31 protein-coding genes are annotated in these 26,908 nt (G+C 45.4%); all 31 read left to right on the plus strand.

What is annotated here, in order from left to right:
* Positions 1 to 35 precede the first annotated feature (35 nt).
* The 31 genes from FNL97_RS00570 to spoIID all read left to right on the plus strand — a co-directional run bounded on the left by FNL97_RS00570 (position 36) and on the right by spoIID (position 26,900).
* Positions 36 to 482: a low molecular weight protein arginine phosphatase gene (locus FNL97_RS00570; RefSeq protein WP_015865323.1), complete on the plus strand. Its 447-nt coding sequence runs from the start codon at positions 36 to 38 to the stop codon at positions 480 to 482.
* A 13-nt stretch (positions 483 to 495) separates the two neighbouring features.
* Positions 496 to 1,791 carry a methyl-accepting chemotaxis protein gene (locus FNL97_RS00575; protein WP_143414789.1) on the plus strand — a complete coding sequence of 432 codons (1,296 nt, stop codon included), beginning with the start codon at positions 496 to 498 and terminating at the stop codon, positions 1,789 to 1,791.
* 90 nt (positions 1,792 to 1,881) lie between these two features.
* On the plus strand, positions 1,882 to 2,328 hold the full coding sequence (gene rpiB, locus FNL97_RS00580; protein ID WP_015865321.1) for a ribose 5-phosphate isomerase B: 447 nt from the start codon (positions 1,882 to 1,884) through the stop codon (positions 2,326 to 2,328).
* Between the two features lie 19 nt (positions 2,329 to 2,347).
* The gene (locus FNL97_RS00585; protein WP_143414790.1) at positions 2,348 to 2,926 is read left to right on the plus strand and encodes a TIGR01440 family protein; all 579 of its coding nucleotides are present in this window, start codon (positions 2,348 to 2,350) and stop codon (positions 2,924 to 2,926) included.
* A gap of 92 nt (positions 2,927 to 3,018) precedes the next feature.
* Positions 3,019 to 4,254, plus strand: coding sequence for a serine hydroxymethyltransferase (gene glyA, locus FNL97_RS00590; protein ID WP_089098254.1), 1,236 nt, complete (start codon positions 3,019 to 3,021; stop codon positions 4,252 to 4,254).
* 122 nt (positions 4,255 to 4,376) lie between these two features.
* Positions 4,377 to 5,006, plus strand: a complete 630-nt coding sequence (gene upp, locus FNL97_RS00595) for a uracil phosphoribosyltransferase (protein ID WP_015865318.1) — start codon at positions 4,377 to 4,379, stop codon at positions 5,004 to 5,006.
* Between the two features lie 296 nt (positions 5,007 to 5,302).
* Complete coding sequence (locus tag FNL97_RS00600) at positions 5,303 to 5,524, plus strand: AtpZ/AtpI family protein (protein WP_015865317.1); 222 nt, start codon at positions 5,303 to 5,305, stop codon at positions 5,522 to 5,524.
* A gap of 7 nt (positions 5,525 to 5,531) precedes the next feature.
* A complete protein-coding gene (locus FNL97_RS00605) occupies positions 5,532 to 5,888 on the plus strand; it encodes an ATP synthase subunit I (protein WP_143414791.1) in 357 nt (118 codons plus the stop codon).
* Between the two features lie 24 nt (positions 5,889 to 5,912).
* Entirely contained in the window at positions 5,913 to 6,623 is a 711-nt protein-coding gene (atpB, locus tag FNL97_RS00610; RefSeq protein ID WP_143414792.1) for a F0F1 ATP synthase subunit A, read from the plus strand.
* A gap of 57 nt (positions 6,624 to 6,680) precedes the next feature.
* Positions 6,681 to 6,893 carry a F0F1 ATP synthase subunit C gene (atpE, locus tag FNL97_RS00615; protein ID WP_003253662.1) on the plus strand — a complete coding sequence of 71 codons (213 nt, stop codon included), beginning with the start codon at positions 6,681 to 6,683 and terminating at the stop codon, positions 6,891 to 6,893.
* Positions 6,894 to 7,098: 205 nt separating this feature from the next.
* On the plus strand, positions 7,099 to 7,617 hold the full coding sequence (locus FNL97_RS00620) for a F0F1 ATP synthase subunit B (RefSeq protein WP_062678128.1): 519 nt from the start codon (positions 7,099 to 7,101) through the stop codon (positions 7,615 to 7,617).
* A complete protein-coding gene (locus FNL97_RS00625; RefSeq protein ID WP_015865313.1) occupies positions 7,614 to 8,150 on the plus strand; it encodes a F0F1 ATP synthase subunit delta in 537 nt (178 codons plus the stop codon). The genes FNL97_RS00620 and FNL97_RS00625 overlap by 4 nt, the downstream gene beginning before the upstream one ends.
* A gap of 24 nt (positions 8,151 to 8,174) precedes the next feature.
* Positions 8,175 to 9,683 (plus strand): F0F1 ATP synthase subunit alpha, encoded by a 1,509-nt coding sequence (atpA, locus tag FNL97_RS00630; RefSeq protein WP_015865312.1) that lies wholly within the window; start codon positions 8,175 to 8,177, stop codon positions 9,681 to 9,683.
* A gap of 79 nt (positions 9,684 to 9,762) precedes the next feature.
* Complete coding sequence (locus FNL97_RS00635; RefSeq protein WP_015865311.1) at positions 9,763 to 10,620, plus strand: F0F1 ATP synthase subunit gamma; 858 nt, start codon at positions 9,763 to 9,765, stop codon at positions 10,618 to 10,620.
* Positions 10,621 to 10,819: 199 nt separating this feature from the next.
* Positions 10,820 to 12,241: a F0F1 ATP synthase subunit beta gene (gene atpD / locus FNL97_RS00640; RefSeq protein WP_143414793.1), complete on the plus strand. Its 1,422-nt coding sequence runs from the start codon at positions 10,820 to 10,822 to the stop codon at positions 12,239 to 12,241.
* A gap of 25 nt (positions 12,242 to 12,266) precedes the next feature.
* Positions 12,267 to 12,668, plus strand: a complete 402-nt coding sequence (locus FNL97_RS00645) for a F0F1 ATP synthase subunit epsilon (RefSeq protein WP_062754416.1) — start codon at positions 12,267 to 12,269, stop codon at positions 12,666 to 12,668.
* A 183-nt stretch (positions 12,669 to 12,851) separates the two neighbouring features.
* Positions 12,852 to 13,220, plus strand: a complete 369-nt coding sequence (locus FNL97_RS00650; RefSeq protein ID WP_143414794.1) for an NADH-quinone oxidoreductase subunit A — start codon at positions 12,852 to 12,854, stop codon at positions 13,218 to 13,220.
* On the plus strand, positions 13,211 to 13,723 hold the full coding sequence (locus FNL97_RS00655; protein ID WP_015865307.1) for a NuoB/complex I 20 kDa subunit family protein: 513 nt from the start codon (positions 13,211 to 13,213) through the stop codon (positions 13,721 to 13,723). Before FNL97_RS00650 ends, FNL97_RS00655 begins: the two co-directional genes overlap by 10 nt.
* Positions 13,724 to 13,726: 3 nt before the next feature.
* Positions 13,727 to 14,674, plus strand: a complete 948-nt coding sequence (locus FNL97_RS00660) for an NADH-quinone oxidoreductase subunit C (RefSeq protein WP_143414795.1) — start codon at positions 13,727 to 13,729, stop codon at positions 14,672 to 14,674.
* Between the two features lie 2 nt (positions 14,675 to 14,676).
* Positions 14,677 to 15,777 (plus strand): NADH-quinone oxidoreductase subunit D, encoded by a 1,101-nt coding sequence (locus FNL97_RS00665; RefSeq protein ID WP_062678123.1) that lies wholly within the window; start codon positions 14,677 to 14,679, stop codon positions 15,775 to 15,777.
* On the plus strand, positions 15,774 to 16,775 hold the full coding sequence (gene nuoH, locus FNL97_RS00670) for an NADH-quinone oxidoreductase subunit NuoH (RefSeq protein ID WP_062678122.1): 1,002 nt from the start codon (positions 15,774 to 15,776) through the stop codon (positions 16,773 to 16,775). Before FNL97_RS00665 ends, nuoH begins: the two co-directional genes overlap by 4 nt.
* Positions 16,776 to 16,794: 19 nt before the next feature.
* Complete coding sequence (gene nuoI, locus FNL97_RS00675; protein WP_143414796.1) at positions 16,795 to 17,214, plus strand: NADH-quinone oxidoreductase subunit NuoI; 420 nt, start codon at positions 16,795 to 16,797, stop codon at positions 17,212 to 17,214.
* Positions 17,211 to 17,732 carry an NADH-quinone oxidoreductase subunit J gene (locus tag FNL97_RS00680; protein WP_062678121.1) on the plus strand — a complete coding sequence of 174 codons (522 nt, stop codon included), beginning with the start codon at positions 17,211 to 17,213 and terminating at the stop codon, positions 17,730 to 17,732. The genes nuoI and FNL97_RS00680 overlap by 4 nt, the downstream gene beginning before the upstream one ends.
* A complete protein-coding gene (gene nuoK / locus FNL97_RS00685; RefSeq protein ID WP_062754406.1) occupies positions 17,729 to 18,043 on the plus strand; it encodes an NADH-quinone oxidoreductase subunit NuoK in 315 nt (104 codons plus the stop codon). Before FNL97_RS00680 ends, nuoK begins: the two co-directional genes overlap by 4 nt.
* Before the next feature lie 57 nt (positions 18,044 to 18,100).
* Positions 18,101 to 19,954: an NADH-quinone oxidoreductase subunit L gene (gene nuoL / locus FNL97_RS00690; protein WP_143414797.1), complete on the plus strand. Its 1,854-nt coding sequence runs from the start codon at positions 18,101 to 18,103 to the stop codon at positions 19,952 to 19,954.
* On the plus strand, positions 19,954 to 21,480 hold the full coding sequence (locus FNL97_RS00695; RefSeq protein WP_143414798.1) for an NADH-quinone oxidoreductase subunit M: 1,527 nt from the start codon (positions 19,954 to 19,956) through the stop codon (positions 21,478 to 21,480). Before nuoL ends, FNL97_RS00695 begins: the two co-directional genes overlap by 1 nt.
* 5 nt (positions 21,481 to 21,485) lie before the next feature.
* Complete coding sequence (nuoN, locus tag FNL97_RS00700) at positions 21,486 to 22,994, plus strand: NADH-quinone oxidoreductase subunit NuoN (protein ID WP_143414799.1); 1,509 nt, start codon at positions 21,486 to 21,488, stop codon at positions 22,992 to 22,994.
* Between the two features lie 84 nt (positions 22,995 to 23,078).
* Positions 23,079 to 23,321, plus strand: a complete 243-nt coding sequence (locus FNL97_RS00705; RefSeq protein ID WP_015865297.1) for a DUF1146 family protein — start codon at positions 23,079 to 23,081, stop codon at positions 23,319 to 23,321.
* A 124-nt stretch (positions 23,322 to 23,445) separates the two neighbouring features.
* Complete coding sequence (locus FNL97_RS00710; protein WP_062678116.1) at positions 23,446 to 24,207, plus strand: YwmB family TATA-box binding protein; 762 nt, start codon at positions 23,446 to 23,448, stop codon at positions 24,205 to 24,207.
* A gap of 31 nt (positions 24,208 to 24,238) precedes the next feature.
* On the plus strand, positions 24,239 to 25,546 hold the full coding sequence (murA, locus tag FNL97_RS00715; RefSeq protein ID WP_062678115.1) for a UDP-N-acetylglucosamine 1-carboxyvinyltransferase: 1,308 nt from the start codon (positions 24,239 to 24,241) through the stop codon (positions 25,544 to 25,546).
* A 325-nt stretch (positions 25,547 to 25,871) separates the two neighbouring features.
* The gene (gene spoIID / locus FNL97_RS00720) at positions 25,872 to 26,900 is read left to right on the plus strand and encodes a stage II sporulation protein D (protein ID WP_062678114.1); all 1,029 of its coding nucleotides are present in this window, start codon (positions 25,872 to 25,874) and stop codon (positions 26,898 to 26,900) included.
* Positions 26,901 to 26,908 lie beyond the last annotated feature (8 nt).

Here is a 26,908-nt window from a genome sequence, read left to right on the forward strand (position 1 = left end):
CGTTAGTCGAGTTATGAACGGTAAGAGGTGTTTGTATGTCGCATCGCATTTTATTTGTTTGCACGGGAAACACATGCCGCAGCCCGATGGCGGCAGCGCTGCTGAAAAGCAAACAATTGCCAGATTTGGAGGTGAAATCAGCGGGGGTGTTTGCTGCGGAAGGAAGCGATGCTTCGCCTCACGCAAAAACGGTGTTGAAAGAAAAAGGAATTGAAGCAGAACATCGTTCGTCATTGCTAAAAAAGGAAGATATCGATTGGGCGACGCATATTTTTGCCATGACGGCTGGGCATAAGCAGTTAATCATTGAAAGATTTCCAGAAGCGAAAGAGAAAACATTCACTCTCAAAGAATTTGTTTTCGGAAAACAAGGGGACGTATCCGATCCATTTGGCGGTTCTGTTGAAACGTATCGCAAGACGAGAGATGAGCTGGAAAATCTGATTGATCATCTTGTATGTAAGCTTGGGGGAAATCAGTAGGGGGATATAGGGAATGGAAAAGCGAAAAAAGAGATATCGCTTTAGTTTACGGCTAAAGCTTGTTGTGTTTACAACCGTGTTAGCGCTTATTACATATTCGACGAGTGCGTTTTTTATTTATATTTTGTATGATTTATTCTTCACTTCGATGAACAAAAGCGCGTTTACCATTATTATACTATTGCTTGGAATCATTTGGTCAGGCTTGCTTGCATACATGGCATCAGGATTGATCGTAAAGCCGTTGCATCGGTTAGAACAGGCGGCAATCAAAGCAGCAAGCGGACAAATTAATGAAGATGTTCCGTTGCCCAAATCAGATGATGAAATCCGCTCATTAGGGATTGCTTTTAATGAAATGTTGCGAAGTTTGCGAACAATTGTGAAAAATATTGAAGATAATTTTTCTCGCACGAATGAGAAAGTCGTGGAAATTACGAACGCTTCCCTTGTTGCGGCAGAGCGCTCGAAAGATATTGCCCACACGATTGAAGAAATTTCTAAAGGCGCGAATGACTCTGCTGTATCGATGCAAACGGCTGCTGAGTCGGTGGATGATGTGCTGCGCATTGCGAATCAAGTGCAGCAAAAGGCGAATCAATCCGAACAATTAGCGAAGGAAATGGTGACAACATTACATAAAAGCCGTGAAGTCATTAGTTCGCTTGTCAGCGGAATCGAACAATTGGCGCGCAATAATCAAACGTCTTTAAGTGCGGTCGAGCGGCTGGAGCAACACGCGAAAGAAGTGGAAAACATTATCTCTCTAGTCGGTGATATTGCCGGGCAAACGAACTTGCTTGCCTTAAATGCCTCCATTGAAGCGGCGCGAGCTGGCGAGCATGGAAAAGGTTTTGCTGTTGTCGCGGAAGAAGTCCGGAAGCTTGCGGATGAGAGCGCAAAAGCGGTTCAAGGGATTTCTGAACTGATTCAAAACATTCAAAAGGAAGTCGCACATGTCGTATCACAAATTCATGAGCAAGTAAAATCCGCGAATGAAGAAGCCGCAAAAGGCTCCGATACGAACGACGCGATTGCGGAAATGACCAAATCGATTCACGAAGTCGTTCGTTCCGTCCATGAAATTGCGGAATTAGCGAAAGAACAAATGTCACATATCGAAAAAGCGTCGATTCAATCACAAGAAGTTGCGGCGATTGCCGAAGAAACGTCGGCTGGGGCGATGGAAGTAACGGCGGCGACACAAGAACAAACTTCTGTTATTCAGCATGTAAACAAACTAGCGGAAGAATTGGCGGAACAAGCGAAAAAATTAAAAGAAACGATCGACCAATTTGGTACAAGATAAAATTAGAAAGGTCGCCTTCTATATCGGAAACATGTAAAATGAATAGAAAGGCGGCTTTTTTCTATATGACAAAACAAGGAGGAAACGAACATGAAAGTAGCGATTGCATCTGATCACGGCGGAATTCATATTCGTGAAGAAATTAAAAAATTAATGGACGAAATGGGGATCGAGTACATCGACTTAGGATGTGAATGCGAAACATCGGTCGATTATCCTGATTACGCGATTCCAGTTGCGGAAAAAGTCGCAAACGGGGAAGTGGATCGCGGCATTTTAATTTGCGGCACCGGAATTGGCATGACGATTGCCGCTAATAAAGTAAAAGGCATTCGTTGCGCGCTCTGTCATGACGTATATAGCGCCAAATTAACGCGCCAGCATAATGATAGCAACATATTAGCGATGGGAGAACGCGTCATTGGGCCAGGATTAGCGCGTGAAATCGCGAAAGTGTGGTTGACGACGGAATTTGAAGGCGGACGTCACGCACGACGCGTGGAAAAAATTACACAATATGAAAACAAACATTTATAACATGGGAGGAATCGTCAATATGTCTTCCCCATTATCCGAATGGAAGCAGCAATGGCAGACGATTATTCGTGAATTTCGAAAGCAAGTCCCGCTTTCATCCGGGCATATTCTTGTCATCGGCTGCAGCACAAGCGAAGTGATCGGCGAGAAAATCGGAACAGCTGGCTCAACGGAAGTCGCCGAAATGCTGTTTGCCGAATTGAGAAAGTGGCATGAGGAAACAGGGGTGCAGCTAGCGTTTCAATGTTGCGAACATTTAAACCGCGCGCTTGTTGTAGAAAGACAGACCGCCATGTCCCGTCAGCTTGAAATCGTCTCGGTCATCCCTGTCCGAACAGCCGGCGGAGCAATGGCTGAATACGCGTATCGTCATATGAACGATCCCGTCGTTGTCGAATTTATTAAAGCAGATGCCGGCATTGATATCGGCGATACATTGATCGGCATGCATTTAAAGCATGTCGCTGTTCCTGTGCGCGTGTCGTTAAAGCAAGTGGGACATGCCCATGTGACATTGGCAAAAACGAGGCCGAAACTGATCGGCGGCGCCCGCGCAGTTTACTCTTTAGAAAATCCGAATACTTCTTGCACTTCCTGATGATTTTGTTCATTTTTTCTTTGAATCTACCCGCAAAAAGCTGGTAAAATAAAAAAGAATATTCATTATTTCGAAATGAGGGGGAGCTAGTGATGAACTACTTGCCACAACAAGATCCGCAAGTATTTGAAGCGATTCAAAATGAGTTGAAACGGCAGCAATCAAAAATTGAATTAATCGCGTCAGAAAATTTTGTCAGCCGCGCTGTTATGGAAGCGCAAGGATCGGTATTAACGAATAAATATGCCGAAGGATATCCGGGACGCCGCTATTATGGTGGCTGCGAATATGTCGATGTCGTCGAGGATCTCGCGCGCGAACGGGCGAAAAAATTGTTTGGCGCGGAACATGCCAACGTACAGCCGCATTCTGGCGCACAAGCGAACATGGCGGTATATTTTACTGTTTTGGAACATGGCGATACGGTGCTTGGGATGAATTTGTCGCACGGCGGTCATTTAACGCATGGCAGCCCAGTCAACTTTAGCGGCATTCAATATAACTTTGTCGAATATGGTGTCGATCCAGAAACACATGTCATTGATTATGATGATGTGCTTGAAAAAGCGCGCATACATAAGCCGAAACTGATTGTAGCAGGGGCAAGCGCTTATCCGCGCGTCATCGATTTTAAACGTTTCCGTGAAATCGCTGATGAAGTAGGGGCGTACTTGATGGTAGACATGGCGCACATTGCAGGTCTTGTTGCGGCAGGTCTTCATCCAAATCCGGTGCCATATGCGCATTTTGTGACTACAACGACGCATAAGACGCTCCGCGGGCCGCGCGGCGGCATGATCCTTTGCAAAGAAGAGTTTGCAAAACAAATTGACAAAGCGATCTTCCCAGGCATTCAAGGCGGACCGCTCATGCACGTCATCGCGGCGAAAGCAGTCGCGCTCGGTGAAGCACTGCAAGACAGCTTTAAAACATATGCGCAAAATATCATCAACAACGCAAAACGCCTCGCGGAAGCATTGAAAAAAGAAGGCTTTACACTCGTTTCCGGCGGAACAGACAACCACTTGTTGTTAATTGATTTACGTTCCCTTGGCCTCACTGGAAAAGTGGCGGAAAAAGTGTTGGACGAAGTCGGTATCACCGTCAACAAAAATACGATTCCGTACGATCCGGAAAGCCCATTTGTGACAAGCGGCATCCGTATCGGCACCGCCGCGGTAACGACGCGCGGATTCGGTTTGGAAGAAATGGATGAAATCGCAAGCATTATTAGTCTTACATTAAAACATCACGAAGACGAAGCAAAATTGGAAGAAGCGCGAAAACGCGTAGCGGCATTAACGGAAAAATTCCCATTATATCGTTGACAAAAAACGCGCCTCTAAGACGAATGTCTTTAGAGGCGCGTTTTTGTTTGTAGTTGAATACACGTATATTTTTCGGTAGAATTAATGGAAGTGTAAACTGCAAACAAAGAGGAGAGTGCAAAATGGGAAAAGTATATGTATTCGATCATCCACTTATTCAACATAAGCTGACATATATTCGCGACAAAAACACTGGCACGAAAGAGTTTCGTGAACTTGTCGAAGAAGTGGCGACGTTGATGGCGTTTGAAATTACGCGCGATCTCCCGCTTGAAGAAGTAGAAATTGAGACACCAGTCAGCAAAGCAAAATCGAAAGTAATCGCCGGCAAAAAACTTGGTGTAATCCCGATTTTGCGCGCAGGAATCGGTATGGTCGATGGCATTTTAAAATTGATTCCAGCCGCGAAAGTCGGCCATATCGGGTTATATCGCGACCCAGAAACGTTAAAACCGGTTGAATATTACGTGAAGCTGCCGACCGATGTAGAAGAGCGCGATTTTATTGTTGTGGACCCAATGCTCGCGACAGGCGGATCAGCGGTAGAAGCGATTAACGCCTTAAAAAAACGCGGCGCGAAAAGCATTAAATTTATGTGTTTGATCGCCGCTCCGGAAGGCGTTGAAGCGGTGAAAAAAGCGCATCCGGACGTTGACATTTATATCGCTGCGCTCGATGAAAAACTAAATGATCATGGTTATATTGTCCCAGGACTTGGGGACGCCGGCGATCGCCTGTTCGGCACCAAATAGGACGGCATTCAAGGACGGATCATTTCGTGGAAATGATGCCGTCTTTTTTTATCAAAAACAAAATTGTGTCTAAAAAAGTAAATATATCATTATACACTAGTTTAGTGAAAAGAAAATTAATAAATGTCACAAATTATTAACATTTTCGTTGTTATAATACAGTTTTTTTCTATGAAACACATTGACATCGACCCCATGGTATTGTATGCTTGACAGGGGATGTATGATAAGGTTTTCAGATACACTATATACATAGTTTTTACGATAGTTTTTACGAATGTGAGGACTATAACGATATGGGGCAAAACCAACGCTATCCTTTCCGGGCAATCGGTTTGATGTCTGCCATTGTTTCTCAGTTGGCTGGTTCTGTTTTAATTGGTATATTCGGCGGCAGATGGCTTGATCGAAAGTTTGACTCCGAACCTCTTTTTCTTATTATTGGTCTCCTTCTTGGACTAGCTGCGGGCATCTCTGCAATGTTAAGAACAATCCGTCAATTTTTTTCAGGGGAATAATAGAATTATGGAACATATAATGCGAAATTTGCGAAAATATTCGTTGTTTCTCCTTTTGATGTATGCGGCAGGCTGGGGGATGACAGAGTATAAAACATTATTTTTGAGCTTGCTGTTCGGAACATCTATAGGATTTTATAGTGTGTGGTTATTAGCCAGCCGAGTAATGAAATTTGGACGAGCCGTAGCGGAAGGGAAGCGTGTTCGCTCACTAGGTACGTTTTCACGAATGGCGCTTGCGGCACTTGCTGCTTTAGTCGTATTGCAATTTCCTAACCATTTTTCCATTGCACCTGTCATATTGGGGTTAATGACACCTTATTTTGTCATTATAATAGATTATTTTCTGCACATACATTCATAAGGCAAGGAAGCGAGGTGATAACTAGTGCATCATGAAGCTCCTTTATATGAATTTCTAGGACTTACCTTTAACTTAGCCAACGTTTTGATGATAACGATCACTAGCGTGATTGTGTTCATCATTGCCGTTGCTGCTACGCGCAATCTTTCTATGAAGCCAACAGGAATGCAAAATTTCCTTGAATGGGTCGTCGATTTTGTCAAAGGAATCATCAAAAGCAACATGGATTGGCAAACAGGAGGGCGCTTTCATTTACTCGGCCTCACTTTAATCATGTATATTTTTGTTGCAAACATGCTTGGTCTTCCATTCTCTATTGTCATCGATAATAAGTTATGGTGGAAATCACCGACGGCAGACCCTGTTATCACATTAACGTTGGCGATTATGGTTGTTGCGCTGTCGCATTATTACGGCATCAAACTTCGTGGATTCCAAGAATACGCCAAAGGCTTTGTCAGTCCAATGTGGATTTTATTCCCGCTTAAAATTATCGAAGAGTTTGCTAACACATTAACATTAGGTTTGCGTCTATACGGGAACATTTATGCTGGAGAAATTTTGCTTGCTTTATTGGCGGGTGGATTGGCTACTGGCGTTGGCGGTACGATCGCAGCGATCATTCCAACGATCGCTTGGCAAGCGTTCAGTATTTTCGTTGGCGCCATCCAAGCGTTCATTTTCACGATGTTAACAATGGTTTATATGGCGCACAAAGTGAGTCATGACCATTAATTTTTTATAAAAACAACTTCAATAAATTTCAATAAATACTAAAAGGAGGACTTTTCAATGGGTGTATTAGCTGCAGCAATCGCAATTGGTTTAGCTGCACTTGGTGCAGGTATTGGTAACGGTTTAATCGTATCTCGTACAGTAGAGGGGATCGCACGCCAGCCAGAGGCGCGCGGTATGCTTCAAACAACAATGTTTATCGGGGTTGCGTTAGTCGAAGCGATTCCGATTATTGCGGTTGTTATTGCCTTTATGGTTCAAGGGCGCTAATTTTTGCGTAGCGCTTGTTCATCAACGTTGGCAAGCAACGTAAAAATCGATAGGACAAGCAAAATCGTTCAATGATGGCGAAGATCATTCCATGCGAACCTTCGCCATTCCTTTATGTTCATTTCATCGTAAAAGATAACAATGACGCTCAAAAAGCGAGAAAAATAGGTCTAGAGGGCGACTCTTGAAGGGAGTGAAACGCGTAATGGCAAACTTTTTTGCATTAGGGGCTGCTGGGCATGGATTCAACGGCGGCGATATGTTATTCCAGCTAATTATGTTTTTATTATTAATGTTATTGCTCCGTAAATACGCGTTTGGTCCATTAATGGGCGTGATGAAACAGCGCGAAGAGCATATTGCAAACGAAATCGATCAAGCGGAAAAACATCGCAAAGAAGCGGAAAAGCTATTGGAAGAACAGCGCGAACTAATGAAGCAATCTCGCCAAGAGGCGCAGGAGCTCATTGAAAACGCGCGCAAAATGGCTGAGGAGCAAAAAGAGCAAATTATCGCGTCTGCCCGTGCGGAAGCAGAGCGTTTAAAAGAGACAGCGAAAAAAGAAATCGAACGCGAAAAAGAACAAGCGATGGCCGCGTTGCGAGAACAAGTTGCTTCACTATCTGTATTAATTGCTTCCAAAGTGATTGAAAAAGAGTTAACCGAGCAAGATCAAGCGAAGTTGATTAGCGAGTACATTCAAGAGGTAGGAGAAGGGCGATGAACAAAGAAATCATAGCAAAGCGATATGCGTTAGCTCTTTTTCAAATCGCCACGGAAAAGCAGCTTCTTGATCAATTAGAGGAAGAAATTCGCGCCGTTTGGCAAGTGTTTGCTGAAAACGATAAATTCTTATCGCTATTGACATACCCGAAGCTATCATTGGAAAAGAAAAAAGCGTTAATAAAAGAAACGTTCGCGGCGGTGTCAAGCCCGTTACGAAATACATTGCTGCTTTTGTTGGAACGTCATCGCATTGATATCGTTCCACAGCTTGCAGAGCAGTTTATCCATTTGGTGAACGAAGCTCGTGGCGTCGCTGAGGCGACCGCATATTCGGCTCGTCCGCTAACGGAAGAGGAAAAACGCGCACTTTCGGATGTGTTTGCGAAAAAAATGGGCAAAACGACGCTTCACATTGAAAATATCGTCGACCCAAGCTTAATTGGCGGCGTGAAGCTGCGCATCGGCAACCGCATTTACGATGGCAGCATCAGCGGAAAATTAGAACGAATTCAACGACAGCTTATCGGCTAAGATTTGAAGATAGGGGTGAAATGAATGAGCATCAGAGCGGAAGAAATAAGCGCGCTCATTAAGCAGCAAATCGAAAACTATGAGTCTGAAATTCAAGTAAGCGATGTCGGTACGGTAATTCAAATTGGTGACGGTATCGCGCGCGCCCATGGTTTGGACAACGTAATGTCTGGGGAACTTGTCGAGTTTTCCAACGGTGTCATGGGAATGGCGCTAAACTTAGAAGAAAACAACGTTGGTATCGTTATTTTAGGTCCATATACAGGGATTAAAGAAGGCGATGAAGTGCGCCGTACAGGACGTATCATGGAAGTGCCTGTCGGTGAAGCGTTAATTGGCCGCGTCGTTAACCCTCTAGGACAACCAGTCGACGGTTTGGGCCCAATCGAAACGACAGAAACTCGTCCAATTGAAAGCCCAGCACCAGGTGTTATGGACCGTAAATCGGTTCATGAACCGTTGCAAACAGGGATTAAAGCGATTGACGCATTGGTGCCAATCGGCCGCGGTCAACGTGAGTTAATCATCGGAGACCGTCAAACAGGGAAAACATCGATTGCGATCGACACGATTATCAACCAAAAAGATCAAAATATGATTTGTATTTACGTTGCGATCGGACAAAAAGAATCAACGGTCCGCACGGTTGTCGAAACATTGCGGAAACACGGTGCGCTAGATTATACGATCGTTGTGACGGCATCTGCATCACAACCAGCGCCACTATTGTTCCTTGCGCCATATGCCGGTGTAACGATGGGCGAATATTTCATGTATAAAGGTCAGCACGTGCTTGTTGTTTATGACGACTTATCAAAACAAGCGGCGGCTTACCGTGAGTTGTCACTATTGCTTCGCCGTCCACCAGGCCGTGAAGCATATCCAGGGGATATCTTCTACTTGCACTCTCGCCTCTTAGAGCGCGCAGCAAAATTAAGCGATGCCAAAGGCGGCGGTTCGTTAACAGCGCTTCCGTTTGTCGAAACGCAAGCTGGTGACATTTCTGCTTACATTCCGACGAACGTCATCTCCATTACAGACGGGCAAATTTTCTTGCAATCTGATTTGTTCTTCTCCGGCGTTCGCCCGGCGATTAACGCTGGTCTTTCCGTATCCCGCGTCGGTGGTGCGGCACAAATTAAAGCGATGAAAAAAGTATCGGGTACGCTTCGCCTTGACTTAGCGGCGTATCGTGAACTTGAAGCGTTCGCACAGTTCGGTTCAGACCTTGATAAAGCGACGCAAGCAAAGCTCGCACGCGGTGCTCGTACGGTAGAAGTGTTAAAACAAGACTTGCATGCACCGATTCCAGTAGAAAAACAAGTGGCGATCATTTACGCGCTTACTCACGGTTTCTTAGACGACATTCCAGTCGAAGATATTCGCCGCTTTGAAAAAGAATTCTTCTTATGGCTCGACCAAAACGGCCAACACTTGCTTGAACATATTCGTACAACAAAAGAACTTCCAAACGAAGAAGATTTCAACAAAGCGATCGAAGCGTTCAAGAAAACGTTTGTTGTTTCTCAATAAAGCAGGGCGGAACAGAAGGATGACGGCTTCTGTTCCTCCTCTATTCTAGATTTCGTGCATAAAAAAGGTGGTGAAACCTTTGGCATCCTTACGCGACATTAAAAAGCGCATCAACGCGACGAAAAAAACAAGCCAAATTACGAAGGCGATGGAGATGGTTTCCGCTTCGAAGTTAAACCGCGCGGAAATGAACGCGAAATCGTTTGTTCCATATATGGATAAAATGCAAGAAGTCGTTGCGAACATCGCCCTTGGTGCCGGCAATGCGACACATCCGATGCTAGTGACGCGCCCGGTGAAAAAGACAGGCTATTTAGTAATCACATCGGATCGCGGCTTGGCGGGAGCGTATAACAGCAACGTTCTTCGCACTGTGTACCAAACGATTCAACAGCGCCATCAATCTCCAGATGAATATGCGATTATTGTCATTGGACGTGTCGGTTTAAGCTTTTTCAAAAAGAGAAATTTCCCGGTCATTTTAAATATTACTGGGCTGCCGGATCAACCGTCTTTTGCGGATATTAAAGAAATTGCGAATAAGGCGGTCGGATTGTTTGCGGATGGTACGTTTGATGAGTTGTATATGTACTACAACCATTACGTCAGTGCGATCCAACAAGAGGTGACAGAAAGAAAGCTGTTGCCGTTAACGGATTTAGTCGATAACAAACAACGGACAACGTATGAATTTGAACCTTCTCAAGAAGAAATTTTAGATGTGCTTTTGCCGCAATATGCCGAAAGTCTTATTTACGGTGCGCTGTTAGATGCGAAGGCAAGCGAGCATGCAGCGCGGATGACGGCGATGAAAAACGCGACGGACAACGCGCACGAGCTTATTCGTACGCTTACTCTTTCCTACAACCGTGCTCGTCAAGCAGCGATTACCCAAGAGATTACGGAAATCGTGGCGGGAGCAAACGCGTTGCAATAACGGTAAATTGGAAGCTGCAATTATATAAACGCAACTTGATATTTCATCTTATCGAAAGAATTTTCGACTGTCGGAGGCAAGTCGATAACTTGCCTTCGTCACGCATAAGCGCAGTCGAAAAAATAGATCGCAAAAGTAGAATTTTCAAGTTTCACTATATAGGTACTGCTGTCCAACTAGCAAGTTAGGAGGGAAAACGATGACAAAAGGACGCGTTATTCAAGTTATGGGTCCGGTTGTAGACGTAAAGTTCGAAAACGGACATCTTCCTGCGATCTACAATGCTTTGAAGATTCAACATAAAGCGCGTAATGAAAATGAAGTCGACATCGACTTAACATTAGAAGTAGCACTTCATCTTGGAGATGATACGGTTCGTACGATTGCAATGGCATCGACAGACGGATTGATTCGTGGAATGGAAGTCATTGACACAGGTGCGCCAATTTCCGTTCCAGTCGGAGAAGTTACCCTTGGCCGCGTATTCAACGTCTTAGGGGAATCGATCGACATGCAAGGGGAAATTCCAGATGATGTGCGTCGTGACCCAATCCATCGTCCAGCGCCAAAATTCGAAGAGCTTGCAACAGAAGTAGAAATTTTGGAAACAGGTATTAAAGTCGTTGACTTGCTTGCTCCATACATTAAAGGTGGAAAAATCGGTCTATTCGGCGGTGCTGGTGTAGGAAAAACGGTCTTAATCCAAGAACTTATTCATAACATTGCACAAGAGCACGGTGGTATTTCCGTATTCGCCGGCGTAGGGGAACGCACTCGTGAAGGAAACGACCTTTACCATGAAATGAAAGATTCCGGCGTTATCAGCAAAACGGCGATGGTATTCGGACAAATGAACGAGCCGCCTGGTGCGCGGATGCGCGTAGCGTTGACAGGATTAACGATGGCGGAATACTTCCGTGACGAGCAAGGACAAGACGTGCTGCTCTTTATCGACAACATTTTCCGTTTCACGCAAGCTGGTTCTGAGGTTTCGGCGCTATTAGGCCGCATGCCTTCTGCCGTAGGTTATCAACCGACGCTTGCGACAGAAATGGGTCAATTGCAAGAACGGATCACTTCTACAGCCACTGGTTCTATCACATCGATTCAAGCGATTTACGTACCAGCGGACGACTACACAGACCCAGCGCCAGCAACAACGTTCTCTCACTTGGACGCAACGACGAACCTAGAGCGGAAACTTGCGGAAATGGGTATTTATCCAGCAGTGGATCCACTTGCGTCCACATCTCGCGCGCTTGCGCCTGAAATCGTTGGTGAAGAACATTACCAAGTAGCGCGCAAAGTGCAACAAACATTGCAACGTTATAGAGAATTGCAAGATATTATCGCGATTCTCGGTATGGATGAGCTATCCGATGAAGATAAACTCATCGTTCATCGCGCTCGCCGCATTCAATTCTTCTTATCGCAAAACTTCCATGTCGCGGAGCAATTTACAGGCCAACCTGGTTCTTACGTGCCTATTAAAGAAACAGTTCGCGGCTTCAAAGAAATTTTGGAAGGAAAATACGATCACATTCCAGAAGATGCTTTCCGCTTAGTAGGGCGCATTGAAGAAGTTGTTGAAAAAGCGAAGCAAATGGGCGTAGAAGTTTAATTGAGGGACATAGGAGGATTTCATGATGAAAACGATCAAGGTCAGTGTCGTTACTCCTGATGGCCCGGTATATGAAGCGGACGTAGAGATGGTAAGCACGAAAGCAAAAAGCGGAGAGCTTGGAATTTTGCCAGGACACATTCCGCTTGTTGCTCCGCTTGAGATCAGTGCCGTTCGCCTGAAAAAAGAGGGGAAAACGGAATATATCGCGGTCAGCGGCGGGTTTTTGGAAGTCCGCCCTGACAAAGTGACGATTTTGGCGCAAGCGGCGGAAAGAGCGGAAGATATCGATGTGGCCCGAGCAAAAGCGGCGAAAGAACGCGCGGAACGGCGTCTGCAAAGCAAAGAGGATGATATCGACTTTAAACGTGCGGAACTGGCACTAAAACGGGCGATTAACCGCTTAAACGTAGCAAACATGAAATAAAAGACGGGAGGAAATCGTTTCCCCCGTCTTTTTTTATTGTTATCGCTGTCGTTATAAGTAAAAATGGATGGTCTGTCGACACTTCTGGATATAAATGTTATAATGGCACTGGAAACATTCGTAATTGTGTAATATTTCAAAACAATATAAAGTAGCATAATAATGAAGGGAGCGAACGGCATATTGTGGAACGTATACGTCAATAACTATGTGATTGTCTTTGTATTTTTGTGCATCGGCATTTTGCTTCCTGTTGGCGCATTAACAATAGGACGATTTCTACGTCCACACGTTCCGAGTGAGGCAAAGCAAACGACTTATGAAAGCGGTAACAATCCGTTCCATGACTCTCGTGTTCAGTTTCAAGTTCGTTACTATATGTTTGCACTATTATTTGTCATTTTTGATGTCGAAACAGTGTTTTTATATCCATGGGCAGTCGCTTATAACAAACTAGGATTATTCGCTTTAGTGGGAATGATTATTTTCGTGTTGATGCTCGTTCTTGGACTTGTCTATGCTTGGAAAAAGAAGGTGTTACAATGGATGTAAAATGGTTGGACGTACCGGAAGGAGATACGGAAGAGTTAAAGCGCAACGTGTTTTTCACTACACTGGAACAATTAAAGGCGTGGGCCCGCAGCAATTCTCTATGGCCGTTAACGTTCGGTCTTGCCTGCTGCGCGATTGAAATGATGGGAGTCGGTGGAGCTCATTATGATTTAGACCGGTTCGGCTCCTTTTTCCGTGCGTCTCCAAGACAGTCTGATGTCATGATTGTATCTGGAACGGTGACGAAAAAGATGGCGCCAATCATCCGCCGTTTATATGATCAAATGCCAGAACCAAAATGGGTCATTGCCATGGGGTCATGCGCAACGGCAGGGGGGCCGTATGTGAAATCATATAGCGTCGTCAAAGGAGTAGATCAAATCGTACCAGTTGATGTATATATTCCTGGTTGCCCGCCGAATCCAGCGGCGTTAATTTACGGGATTAATAAATTAAAAGAAAAAATTCGTTATGAAGCAAAGACGGGGAAGAAGGTGCTGTAATCGATGAGTGAAGAAAAAGATTTACAGCAGCGGAAAAAAGAAGCGGCAGAGCGAGCGAGACAGTTGGCTCGCGAACGATTAGCGGCGAAACGAGCCGCTGAACAAACTGAACAGCCGCTCGAAGAACCAAAAGTTCCAACCGAAGAAAAACTTGCCGAAGATGATCTAGCGCTTGCGAAGAAGAAAGCAGCAGCGGCAGCGAAAGCCAAAGCGGCGGTGTTGGCGAAACAAAAGGCAAAAGAAGCGCAGCAGGCAGAAGGAGAAAACCAAGAAACAGCCGAAGATGATCTGGCGCTTGCGAAGAAGAAAGCAGCAGCGGCAGCGAAAGCCAAAGCGGCGGCATTAGCGAAACAAAAAGCAAAAGAAGCAGCGGGCGACGGAGCGGAAGAAGACCTTGCCAAACAAAAAGCGATTGCGGCAGCGAAGGCCGCAGGAGATTCGGAGCCAGCAGCGAAAAAAGAAGAAACTCCATCGCCAAATCAGCCGCTTCTTGATAAATACGTCAAAGTGATTCGCGAACATCTCGGCGAAGATGTGCTAGAAGATGCCTATATTAACCGCCTTTCCAAAGATGTTCCGACATTGGTCGCAAAAAAGGATACATATTACAAAATCGCCGAGTTTCTAAAATATAACGAACAGCTTAGTTTTGATTATTTGTCGGAGTTGCATGGAACGGATTTCCAAACACATATGGAAGTATATGTGCACTTATATTCTTATAAAAAACAACAAGCTGTCGCATTAAAAGTGAAAATCGACCGCGACCAGCCGGAGATTGATTCGCTCGTTCCGCTTTGGCAGGGGGCAAATTGGCCGGAATGCGAGGCGTACGACCTATTAGGAATCCGCTTTAAAGGGCACCCGAATTTAATCCGTATCTTTTTAGGAGAAGATTGGGTCGGATATCCGCTTCGCAAAGATTATGAACCATACGACGCGGAGGTATAACTATGCTTCGGACGGAAGAAATGATTTTAAACGTAGGACCGCAGCACCCGAGTACACACGGAGTCTTCCGCCTCATTTTAAAAATAGATGGAGAGATCATTCAAGAAGCGAAACCTGTCATCGGCTACCTCCACCGCGGAACGGAAAAGTTAGCAGAAAACTTACAATATACGCAAATCATCCCGTATACAGACCGGATGGATTATTTATCGGCAATGACCAATAACTATGTTATTTGTCATGCAGTGGAAACAATGATGGGCATTGAAGTTCCGGAACGAGCGGAATATTTGCGCGTTTTGGCAATGGAACTTGGCAGAATCGCCAGCCATCTTGTCTGGTGGGGGACGTATTTGCTCGACCTTGGCGCCACAAGCCCGTTTTTGTACGCATTTCGCGAGCGGGAAATGATTATTAATCTATTAAACGAGCTGTCAGGGGCGCGACTGACGTTCAATTACATGCGCGTCGGCGGCGTGAAATGGGATGCGCCGGATGGATGGATTGAAAAAGTAAAACAATTTGTCCCGTATATGCGGGAAAAACTCGCTGGTTATCATGACCTTGTGACAGGAAATGAAATTTTCCGCCATCGTGTCATCGGTATTGGCAAATATACGAAAGAAGAGGCGATCAATTATTCGTTAAGCGGCGTAAACTTGCGTTGTACCGGCGTGAAATGGGACTTACGGAAAAACGAGCCGTATTCGATTTATGACCGTTTTGATTTTGACATTCCGGTGCGGGAAGAAGGAGACTGCCTTGCCCGTTATGAATGCCGTTTGGCGGAAATAGAAGAATCATTAAAAATCATCGAACAAGCATGTGAACAATTTCCAAAAAGCGGAGAAATTATGGGGAAAGTGCCGCGCATCATTAAAGCGCCGCCGGGAGAGACATTTGTCCGCATTGAATCACCGCGCGGGGAAATCGGCTGTTACATCGCCAGCGACGGAAAGAAAGAGCCGTACCGCATCAAATTCCGTCGGCCGTCGTTTTACAATTTGCAAATACTCCCGAAACTGTTAAAAGGGGAAAATATTGCGAATGTGATTGCGATTCTTGGCTCGATTGATATTGTGCTCGGGGAGGTCGACGGATGATGGAACAATTGCTGAATTCTGCTCCAAGCTGGACGAATCTCGTGATCTTCTTCGGACTTGGCATCGCCTTGTTGCTTGCCGTTCTTGCTTTTGTGACGTATGGCATTTTAGCGGAACGAAAAGTCATGGGATTTATGCAAGGCCGTTACGGCCCAAACCAAGTCGGAGGCCGATGGGGGCTATTGCAAACGGTCGCGGACGTATTGAAGCTGCTTTTAAAAGAAGATACGATTCCAAAAGCTGCTGACAAGCCGTTATTCATTTTAGCGCCGATTATCGCTTTTGCGCCGGCGTTTATGGTATTGGCGACATTGCCGTTTACTGACGCATTTCAATTTGCCGATATCGGCGTTGGCCTGCTTTATTACATTGCCGTTTCGGGACTGACGACGATCGGCGTTGTGGCCGGCGGATGGGCATCGAACAATAAATATGCGCTCATCGGCGCAATGCGTGCGGCGGCACAAATGATTTCCTATGAAATTCCGCTTGTTGTGTCTGTGCTTGGTGTTGTTTTGCTAACGGGCAGTTTAAATTTAAACGATATTGTCGAAGCGCAAAAAGATGTATGGTATATTTTCATACAGCCAATTGCGTTTATCGTATTTTTCATTGCTGCTGTCGCGGAGTTAAACCGCACTCCATTCGACTTGCCGGAAGCGGAATCAGAGCTTGTTGCCGGGTTTCATGTCGAGTATTCCGGTTTTCGTTGGGCATTCTTTATGCTTTCGGAATATGTGTATCTTTTTGCTATGGCGGCGCTTACAACGATATTATTTTTAGGTGGATGGCACCCGGTGATGTTTTTAGATTTCATTCCAGGAGCGGTTTGGTTTGCGTTAAAATTCAGCATCGTTGTTTTCGTCCTGATTTGGTTCCGTGTGACATTTCCGCGCCTTAGAGCGGACCAGCTCATGGAATTAGGATGGAAAGTATTGTTTCCTGTGGCGCTTGCAAATATTTTTGTTACCGCGCTGATACAAGAACTATTTTTCTAATAAGAATGGGGTGGCATGCATGATCGGTTTAGCCAAAGGGTTGGCATATACCCTGAAAAATTTAACTCGGGAAAAAGTAACGTACGACTATCCGAATGAACCGCTTCTCCTTCCAGATCGGTTTCGCGGCATTCAAAAATTTTATCCCGAAAAATGTATCGTTTGCAATCAATGTGCTAATATTTGTCCAACCGACTGTATTCAATTGACAGGAAAAAAGCATCCGGATCCGACGAAAAAAGGGAAAATCATTGATACGTACAGCATTAACTTCGAAATTTGCATTTTATGCGACCTTTGTACAGAAGTATGTCCGACAGAAGCCATCGTCATGACGAACAATTTTGAGCTGGCGGAATATAGCCGCGATGCCCTTTATAAAGATTTGGCATGGCTCGATGAAAACGACGCCAATGTCCGAAAGGAGAATAAGCCGTGAGCGGAGAATATCTCGCCTTTTTAGTGCTTGCCCTTGTTGCGATCATCGGCGGAGTGCTCATGCTGAATTTAACGAAAGTCGTTCATATGGTCATCGCGCTTGTGTTTACGTTCATCAGCATCGCGGGCCTTTACGTGCTCTTATCAGCGGAATTTATTGCTGCTGTGCAAGTGCTTATTTACTCTGGCGCCATTACCATTATCATGCTGTTTGGCATCATGTTGACGCGCCATCGGGAGGAAGAAAAAGAAGAAACGACAACAGGCGGATTTTGGCGAAAAACATTCACCGCCATCGCGGTCTTTGCCTTTGGCATCGCCGTTTATCTCGGCATTTATCAGCTTGATTTTGGCGAGGAAGCCGCAAATCTCCATGAAAACAATACGGAACAAATCGGCCTCGCCCTATATTCTCATTATATCATTCCGTTTGAAATTACATCGATCATTTTGCTTGTGGCGCTTGTTGGCGCGATTATACTAGCGAAAAAAAATGATAAGGGGGCGCCAAAAAAATGAGCTCCGTTCCATTATCCGTATATCTGGTACTTGCGCTCATCTTGTTTTGCATTGGGCTGTATGGAGCGCTCACCAAACGAAATACCGTGATTGTGCTCATTTGTATTGAGTTAATGCTGAATGCCGTCAATATTAATTTAGTCGCTTTTGCGAAACACGGGGCTCATCCCGGTATTTCAGGGCAAATTTTTGCCCTATTTACCATCACGGTGGCAGCTGCTGAAGCCGCGGTGGGACTCGCGATTTTAATGGCGCTTTATCGCAACCGCAAAACCGTTCATATCGATGAAATCGATTCGATGAAGCATTAAAGCAAGAAAATGCAAAGAGCTCTTCAAGCTCTTTGATCAAAAGGGGACTGTGATACCATGATGGAAATGGCTTGGATTGTGCCGCTTTTTCCTCTGTTTTCCTTTTTCTTATTGCTGTTTTTTGGAAAACGAATGAAAGAAGCGAGTGCTTATGTTGGAATACTAGCGACGTTCGTTTCTTTCCTTGTTTCCGTCGCTGTGCTGTTTGACCGCATTGGCGGTTCGACTTACAAAGCAGAACAAGTATGGCTTACGATCGGCAGCACGAAATTGACAGCTGGATTTGAGGTGACGGCGCTAAATGCATTAATGCTTGTCGTTGTCTCCCTCGTTAGCTTTCTAGTACATATGTATGCAAAAGGGTATATGCGCGGCGATGAGCGGTTCTCGGTTTTCTATGCGTATTTAGGGCTGTTCACGTTTGCGATGCTCGGTCTTGTCGTTTCGCCGAATTTATTGCAGACATATATGTTTTGGGAACTGGTTGGTCTTGGTTCGTTTCTATTAATCGGATTTTATTTCTATAAAGAAGAAGCGAAAGCGGCTGCGAAAAAAGCGTTTATTATGACGCGGATCGGCGATGTCGGCTTTTTTATCGGCATGATTCTATTATTCTGGCAAGTGGGCAGTTTTGAATATGATGACATTTTTAAAGCCGTGCAAGACGGAACGCTGTCGCAGACGATGGTGACCCTAGCGGCGATTCTCATTTTCGTGGGAGCGATCGGAAAATCTGGCCAGTTTCCGCTTCATACGTGGCTTCCAGATGCCATGGAAGGTCCGACGCCAGTTTCGGCGTTGATCCACGCGGCCACGATGGTAGCCGCAGGGGTTTATTTAGTGGCTGCGCTGTTCCCGTTATACGAAGCAAGCGAAACGGCGATGCTGACGGTCGCGGTTGTCGGGGGATTTACGGCGATTTTCGCCGCATCCATCGGCCTTGTGCAGACCGATATTAAGCGCGTGCTTGCCTACTCGACGGTAAGCCAGCTCGGCTACATGATGCTTGCGCTCGGTTCGGGAAGCTATGTAGCGGGAATATTCCATTTGACGACACATGCATTTTTTAAAGCGCTCTTGTTTTTAGCGGCAGGAAGCGTCATTCATGCTGTCGGCACGCAAGACATTGAAAAAATGGGCGGACTTTGGCGGAAAATGCCGCTTACCGCGCCGCTATTTCTAGTCGGAACGCTGGCCATCAGCGGGGTCCCGCTTTTATCAGGATTCTTTAGCAAAGACGAAATTCTTGCTGCCGCTTGGACGCATGGTCATGTCGTTTTATTCTGGATTGCGGTTTTTGCTTCGTTTTTCACCGCGTTTTATATGTTCCGTCTCTTCTTCCTTGTCTTTAGCGGCGAGGGGCGGCATGAAGCGGAGGAAATTCATGAATCGCCAGCGGTTATGACGTTTCCGATGCTCGTCTTGGCCGTGCTTGCCGTCATTTCCGGGTATATTCATACTCCATGGTTCGGGACATTTCTTGGAGATTGGCTGACAGATGGCCATTATGTTCACAAAGAAGCGCCAAGCTGGATTATGGTCGTTGCTGCCATCGTTTCGTTGCTTGGCATTTTCCTTGCGTGGCTGATGTACGGAAAACGTTCGCTTGCGAGAGATTGGCTTAGCTCGCGCGTTCCGTTTGCGTACAACGTGTTATGGAATAAATATTACATCGATGAATGTTATGCGTGGACGGTTGGCTATGCGGCAAACGCCATTAGTCTATTATTCTATTATATTGATCGCTTTATCGTAGAGGGAATGGCCAGTCTCGTTGCAGCGGCAGTAAACACGGTTGGTTCAATCGGATCGCGGCTGCAAAACGGGCAAGTTCAAATGTATGGCGCGGTGACGTTGATCGGCCTTGCGCTTCTCGTCGTCATTCTCGCGTTCACAGGGGGGTATTTATAATGAATGGAACGTATTTTCTCTCCCTTCTCGTTTTCTCCCCGCTTGTTGGCATTCTTTTGCTTGCGTTTGTACCAAAAACGCAAGAGCGGACGATAAAATGGCTCGGTTTTTTATCTACGCTGCCATCGCTGATTTTATCGCTATTTGCCTTTGTACAATATTTGCGGGGTTACCGCCTGGAACATTTGGCAGAAAAACACGATTGGGTTCGCTTCGCGGATTTTCCGTTTTTAACGGAGTCCACGTTCGCCATCCGTTATGAGCTGAGTATCGACGGCTTTTCGCTTGTCATGATCGTGCTTACGTCGCTATTGGCGACGCTTGCCGCCGTCGCCTCCATTCATATCAAAAAAGAGTGGAAAGGCTATTTCATGCTCTTTCTTCTATTAGAAATCGGCATGCTTGGCGTGTTTGCGGCAGGAAATATGATTTTATTCTTTATCTTTTTAGAAATCACACTCGTTCCGATGTTCTTTTTAGTTGGAAAATGGGGCGGTTTTGAACGGGAGCGCGCCGCATACAGCTACTTGCTTTACAACGGGATTGGTTCGGCGATTTTACTGATTGCCATTATCGTTTTATTTGCCCGCACCGGGACGTCCAATGTCGAGTTGGTAAAAGAAATGCTTCATAACCCGGCGGTCGAGGCGCAGCTTGTCGCGCCGATTTCAAACGATTTGCGCTTAGGATTGTTTATTGCATTGTTGATCGCATTTGGGATTAAGCTGCCGATCGTTCCGTTTCACCGCTGGATTTTGCGGGTGCACGTACAAGCGCCGCCGTCGATTGTGATGCTGCACTCCGGCGTGTTATTAAAAATCGGGGCGTACGGTTTGATTCGGTTCGGCATCGGTTTATTCCCAGATCAATTCCGCGATTTCGCTTTTTGGATTGCGATTTTAGGGGTTGTCAACTTATTGTACGGAGCGTTTTTAGCGTTCGTCCAAGACGATTTTAAAATGGTGCTTGCCTATTCGAGTGTTTCCCATATGGGAATTGTGCTCATTGGATTGGGAGCGCTGAATGAAGCAGGGATTCAAGGGGCGATTTTCCAGGCTGTTTCCCATGGATTTATTTCCGCATTGCTGTTCTTGCTCGTCAGCATTTTATACGAACGAACGAGTACGACGACGATCGACCGTTTAGGAGGGCTGGCGAAAGTGATGCCGCTGACGGCGGGATGCTTATTGGCAGGAGCGATGGCGTCGCTCGGATTGCCGGGAATGTCTGGGTTTGTAAGTGAGTTTACCGCATTTTTAGGTTTGTTCAAAACAGAGCCGGTCGTTGCGGCGATCGGTGCGCTCGGCATTATCATGACCGCGGTTTACCTGCTTCGCGCCGTATTGAACATGACGTTTGGCGCCTCCAAGCGCGATGATGTACAAGCGCTTGATATGAGCCTGGCGGAAGCGATTCCGGTGTTCGTATTGCTCGCATTGATTGTGATGATCGGCGTATATCCGCATATTTTAGCGAAACCATTGCAAGCGACGATTGAAATGATGATGAACGGGTTAGGAGTGTGAGAGAAATGAGCATGCATACATTATTGCAATATAAATGGGGGATGATGGCACCGGAATTCATCGTTCTTGGAACGGCGCTCATTCTCTCGCTGATGGACCTGTTTATGCCGGATGATAAAGACCGCCGTCCGCTTGCATGGATTGCTTTTGTTGGAGTTGCCATTGCGTTGATCGCGACAATCGGACTTATTCCGGCCAAAGTAGTTTCGATTTTGAACGATACGTTTCGCTTAGACGCGTTTGGCAAAGCCTTTAAGCTTCTTTTATTAGCAGGCGGAGCGCTTTCGCTGTTGCTTGCGTTTGATTATCGCCCAAAAGAAGGGTTAAAAGATCGCGGGGAATTCTACTATTTATTGCTTTGCGCCTTGCTTGGCGCGATGATCATGGCCTCCAGCGGCGATTTAATCACCTTATTTGTCGGGCTAGAGCTATTATCGATTTCCTCTTATATCTTGGCGGGAATACGAAAAACATCGATGCAGGCAAACGAATCGGCGATGAAATATGTGATTAACGGCGGGATTTCGACAGCGATTACGCTGTTTGGGATGAGCTATATTTTCGGCTTAACAGGCACGACGAACATAAAAGAAATTGCCTTAGAGGTACAGAAGCTAACCGATAGCGGATACCAATACATCTTGGCGATTGCGTTCTTGATGATGCTTGTCGGTTTATCGTTTAAGATTTCATCCGTTCCGTTCCATATGTGGACGCCGGATGTCTATCAAGGAGCGCCGACTCCTGTTACCGCGTTTTTAAGCGTCGTTTCGAAAACGGCCGGGTTTGTCATCGTTTTACGATTGTTTATCACCATCTTTGCCCAAGCGCCGGCGCAAGGAAAAGATCCGTCTTCGCTATTGTTTTCGATGCAAGATTATATCTCCTTTTTAGCCGGGGCAACGATGATCATTGGAAATACGATAGCGTTAAAGCAGCGGAGCATGAAGCGGCTGTTTGCTTATTCGAGCATTGCCCACGCCGGATATATTCTTGTCGGTTTTGCGGCGATGTCATGGGTCATGATCGATTCGATTTGGTTTTATTTGCTTGCGTATTTGTTCATGAATCTTGGCGCATTTGCGATATTGCAACGAATATCTGACGAAGCCGATTCCGATGATCTCAGCCATTTTGCCGGTCTTTATCAGCGAAACCCGCTTTTAGCGGTTGCGATGGGAATTTTCTTGCTGTCGCTTGCGGGAATCCCGGGTACGGCTGGTTTCATCGGAAAATTGAACATTTTCCTTGGGGCGCTCATGACAGAGCCGGGTCATTATGTGCTTGCTGCGGTGATGATCGCTGCAACGGTTATATCGTATGTATACTATTTTGGCATTTTTGTGCAAATCTTTTTCCGCCCTGCCGGTGAAACATCATCGGTGAGACTATCGATCGGGCTGGCGATCGTTGTTGTCATTTGCGCGCTTGGCACGTTGCTATTCGGTGTCGTTCCAGGGCTAGCTTATCACTTTCTTGAACAATTCGATCACTTTAGCGATTTCCTTCAATAGCGTTACAATAAAGGGGGTTATTCCCCTTTCTTCTTTTATCGCCAAACCGCGAAGTAATGGATGGAAAGAAAGGAGTGAAAAACGATGATGCCCATGCTGGGCCAGCAGGCGTTAGTAAGCATTGTTGTCCATCTCGTGTTTATCGCCATTACGTGGTGGACATTACAAGGAGTTCGGCTCGAGATGATCATCAAACCAAACCGTGTATTTCAGGGACGATTGCTTTATATTTTATTGACGATTATGATCGGTTCGACGGTGGCCAACTTTTTTCTTGACTATTTATCATGGTCAAAACAACTCCCGTTTCTATTTGGAGGCGAGTAATGCCATATTACTCGCTTTTTTTGAATTGACAGCGCTTTCATTTTTGGTTATTGTCGATTTTTTTTATGTATGTTCACTTCCGATCTGGCAACAATAACAATTAAGGAGAGGAAGTGAAACGGATATGAAAAAAAGACAAGTGCGTCCATTCATTTTTTTATGGACATCATTATTTATCATGATTATTGGAATGTATCAATATTCATCCGGAGAAGCGATGGGGAACGAGTCCCTTCAGCCATTAAAAACGATCGCGCGCGTTTTAGAAGACAATGAAGTAGAAATTGAACAATGGACTGTTTACACAAGAGAGTATGCCCCGCATATTCGAAATGATGCAACTTTTTTTAAAAAGCTAGACGAACTCAAAAACGAAAACCGCGCCTTTCATTGGCATTTTGAGGCAAACCACCATATGAAAAAAGCAACGGGTATATACAACCGCCCCTTCTTTCAAGAAAAAATTCAACTCGTCATGACCGACACAAAGGACAAGCCCCAAACGTATATCCTCTATGAACTCAAAGGAGTAGGTTGGAGCAGAAAAATATGGGAAAAAATTGTCGAAACGATAGAGAAAAAGTCGAGCCAATTATTTGTGAAGCAGCCTACATTTTTCACTTGTATCAAAGGGGATTTCAGTGATAATATGGAAGGTGGTTTGTTCTACAATGCTTTACATCTTCTAAGAGAATTTCAAGCAACACCAGTTGAATCATTACAAGAAGAGTCATTTGTTTCCCTGTCTGCATATACTGGGCAGTGGGAATACGTTCTTCCAACTAGCAAACATCAGCCAATGAACATTCAACTTGCATTGCGAGAAAGATTGGGCGGGAAGACGGCTGTCGTCATTGGAACCCCAATCATTACGATTGAATATTAATATAGAGAAATTGGACGCGGAGGGGAATACCTTGGAAAAGATCATCGTCCGTGGCGGAAACCGGTTAAGCGGCACCGTAAAAGTAGAAGGAGCGAAAAATGCCGTTTTGCCTGTGATCGCTGCAACATTATTAGCCAGTAATGGGAAAAGTGTTATTCATGAAGTGCCTGCTCTTTCCGATGTATATACAATCAGTGAAGTACTGCGTTATTTAGGCGCGGATGTAAAAATAGAGGAAAATACGATCACTGTCGATGCATCGCAAGAGCTAAAGTTCGAAGCGCCGTTTGAATATGTGCGTAAAATGCGGGCATCGGTGCTTGTGATGGGATCATTGCTTGCCCGAAATGGCCGCGCCCGCGTCGCGCTGCCAGGAGGCTGTGCGATCGGTTCGCGCCCGATTGACCAACATTTAAAAGGCTTTGAAGCGATGGGCGCCCACGTAAAAGTCGGAAACGGATTTATTGATGCCGAAGTAAAAGGAAGATTGCGCGGCGCAAAAATTTATTTAGATTTTCCAAGCGTTGGAGCAACAGAAAATATTATGATGGCCGCGGTATTAGCGGAAGGTACCACCATTATTGAAAACTGCGCCAAAGAACCGGAAATTGTCGATTTGGCAAACTTTTTAAATGCAATGGGAGCGAAAGTGCGCGGAGCTGGGACCGGCACGATTCGCATCGAAGGGGTAGACCAGCTGACTGGCACGACTCATACGGTCATTCCTGATCGCATCGAAGCAGGTACGTTTATGGTTGCTGCGGCAATTACAGGCGGAAACGTCCTTGTACAAGGTGCTGTTCCAGAACATTTAAGTTCCTTGATTGCCAAAATGGAAGAAATGGGTGTCACTATTATCGAAGAAGGAAATGGACTGCGGGTAATAGGTCCAGAAAAATTAAAAGCGGTGGACATTAAAACAATGCCGTATCCAGGTTTTCCAACGGATATGCAGTCACAAATGATGGCATTGCTGCTTAAAGCAGAAGGTACCAGTATGGTTACGGAAACGGTATTTGAAAACCGCTTTATGCATGTGGAAGAGTTTCGCCGCATGAATGCCGACATTAAAATTGAAGGACGTTCTGTTATTATTAACGGTCCTTGCAATTTGCAAGGCGCGGAAGTAGCTGCTACCGATTTGCGGGCAGCGGCGGCGTTAATTTTAGCCGGCTTAGCGGCGGAAGGCTATACGCGCGTGACCGAATTAAGACACCTCGACCGCGGATATGTTCGCTTTCATGAGAAACTAGCGGCGCTTGGTGCCGACATCGAGCGTGTCAATGACGAAAGCGAAACGGCGGCAGAGGATGTAAAAGTGAAGGATCTCAACATATAAAAATAAAAACGACCGTCAACTACATATGTAGTGAATGGTCGTTTTTATTTTTTTGGCATTTGGGAAAGCTGCCGCCATGTCCCGAGCGATTCTTGCTTCATGCGCGCGCAAGAAAGCATCTCTGTATACGGCGAAAAATACACGTCCTATCAGATGCAAAGGAGCGAATGAAAAGAAGTTGTCATATATACTTGTCCGAGCCCATAACTATATAACGAACAAAAGCACAAACCAAGTGTCCCTAAGTGCAAATATGCAGCTAGCGCCTAACTGGGAACGGATATACGCTTGTGCTTGGAAAATGAATATTGGGGGCTCGGAGTATATGAAACGTATAAAACCACTTATCGCACTCCTTTCTTTTTTATTTGTCGTTGTATTGCTCATTCCAACAGTGCTAGTAATTCCATTTAACGACGGTGAGGTTGGAAAATTGGCTGAAGAGCTTCGCAAACAGGAGAAAGTGCCAAACGTAAAAGCAACCGAAAACGGACCGGCCGTGGAAGTAGCGGTATACCGCAGTAAAGAAAAGCGGATTGAACGGATTCCGCTTGAACAATATGTCATCGGCGTTGTCGCAGCGGAAATGCCGGCGGAATTTGAAATGGAAGCACTAAAAGCACAAGCGCTTACCGCCAGAACGTACATTGTCAAACAATTATTAAATGATCAACCAATCAGCCTGCCAAAAGGAGCGAATGTGACTGATACGGTCATGCATCAAGTGTACTACAGCAATGACGAATTAAAGCGTCTATGGGGAAGCGATTATGAATGGAAAATAAAAAAGATTACAGAAGCGGTACAAGCAACAAGCGGGCAAATTTTAACATACGACAATAAACCGATTGAAGCGTCGTTTTTTTCAACAAGCAACGGTTTTACCGAAAATTCCGAAGCGTATTGGCAAAACGAATTTCCATACTTAAAAAGCGTTGCTAGCCCGTGGGATAAAAAGTCGCCCAAATTCTATCACCAAAAGGTAATTTCGGTGGCGGAATTTGAACGAAAACTAGGTGTCAAACTTCCGCAAGACGGCTCTGTCGGTGTCATTTTATCGCGCACGCCGGGGAAACGTGTCGACGTTGTAGAGATTAACGGGAAAAAACTAAAAGGAAGAGAAGTACGAGAAAAATTAGATTTAACATCCACCGATTTTACGTGGGTTCGAAAAGGCGATCAAATCGTCATCACGACAAAAGGATACGGGCATGGTGTCGGCATGAGCCAATACGGCGCCAATTTTATGGCGAAAGAAGGGAAGACATACGATCAAATCGTCAAATATTATTATCGGGGAGTGAAAATTTCTTCTGCGACCGCTTTTTTAAATAAGCTGACGGTGAAAAAATAGAGGCTGGG

The organism is Geobacillus sp. E263, from assembly GCF_007197795.1.
Taxonomy (GTDB): domain Bacteria; phylum Bacillota; class Bacilli; order Bacillales; family Anoxybacillaceae; genus Parageobacillus_B; species Parageobacillus_B toebii.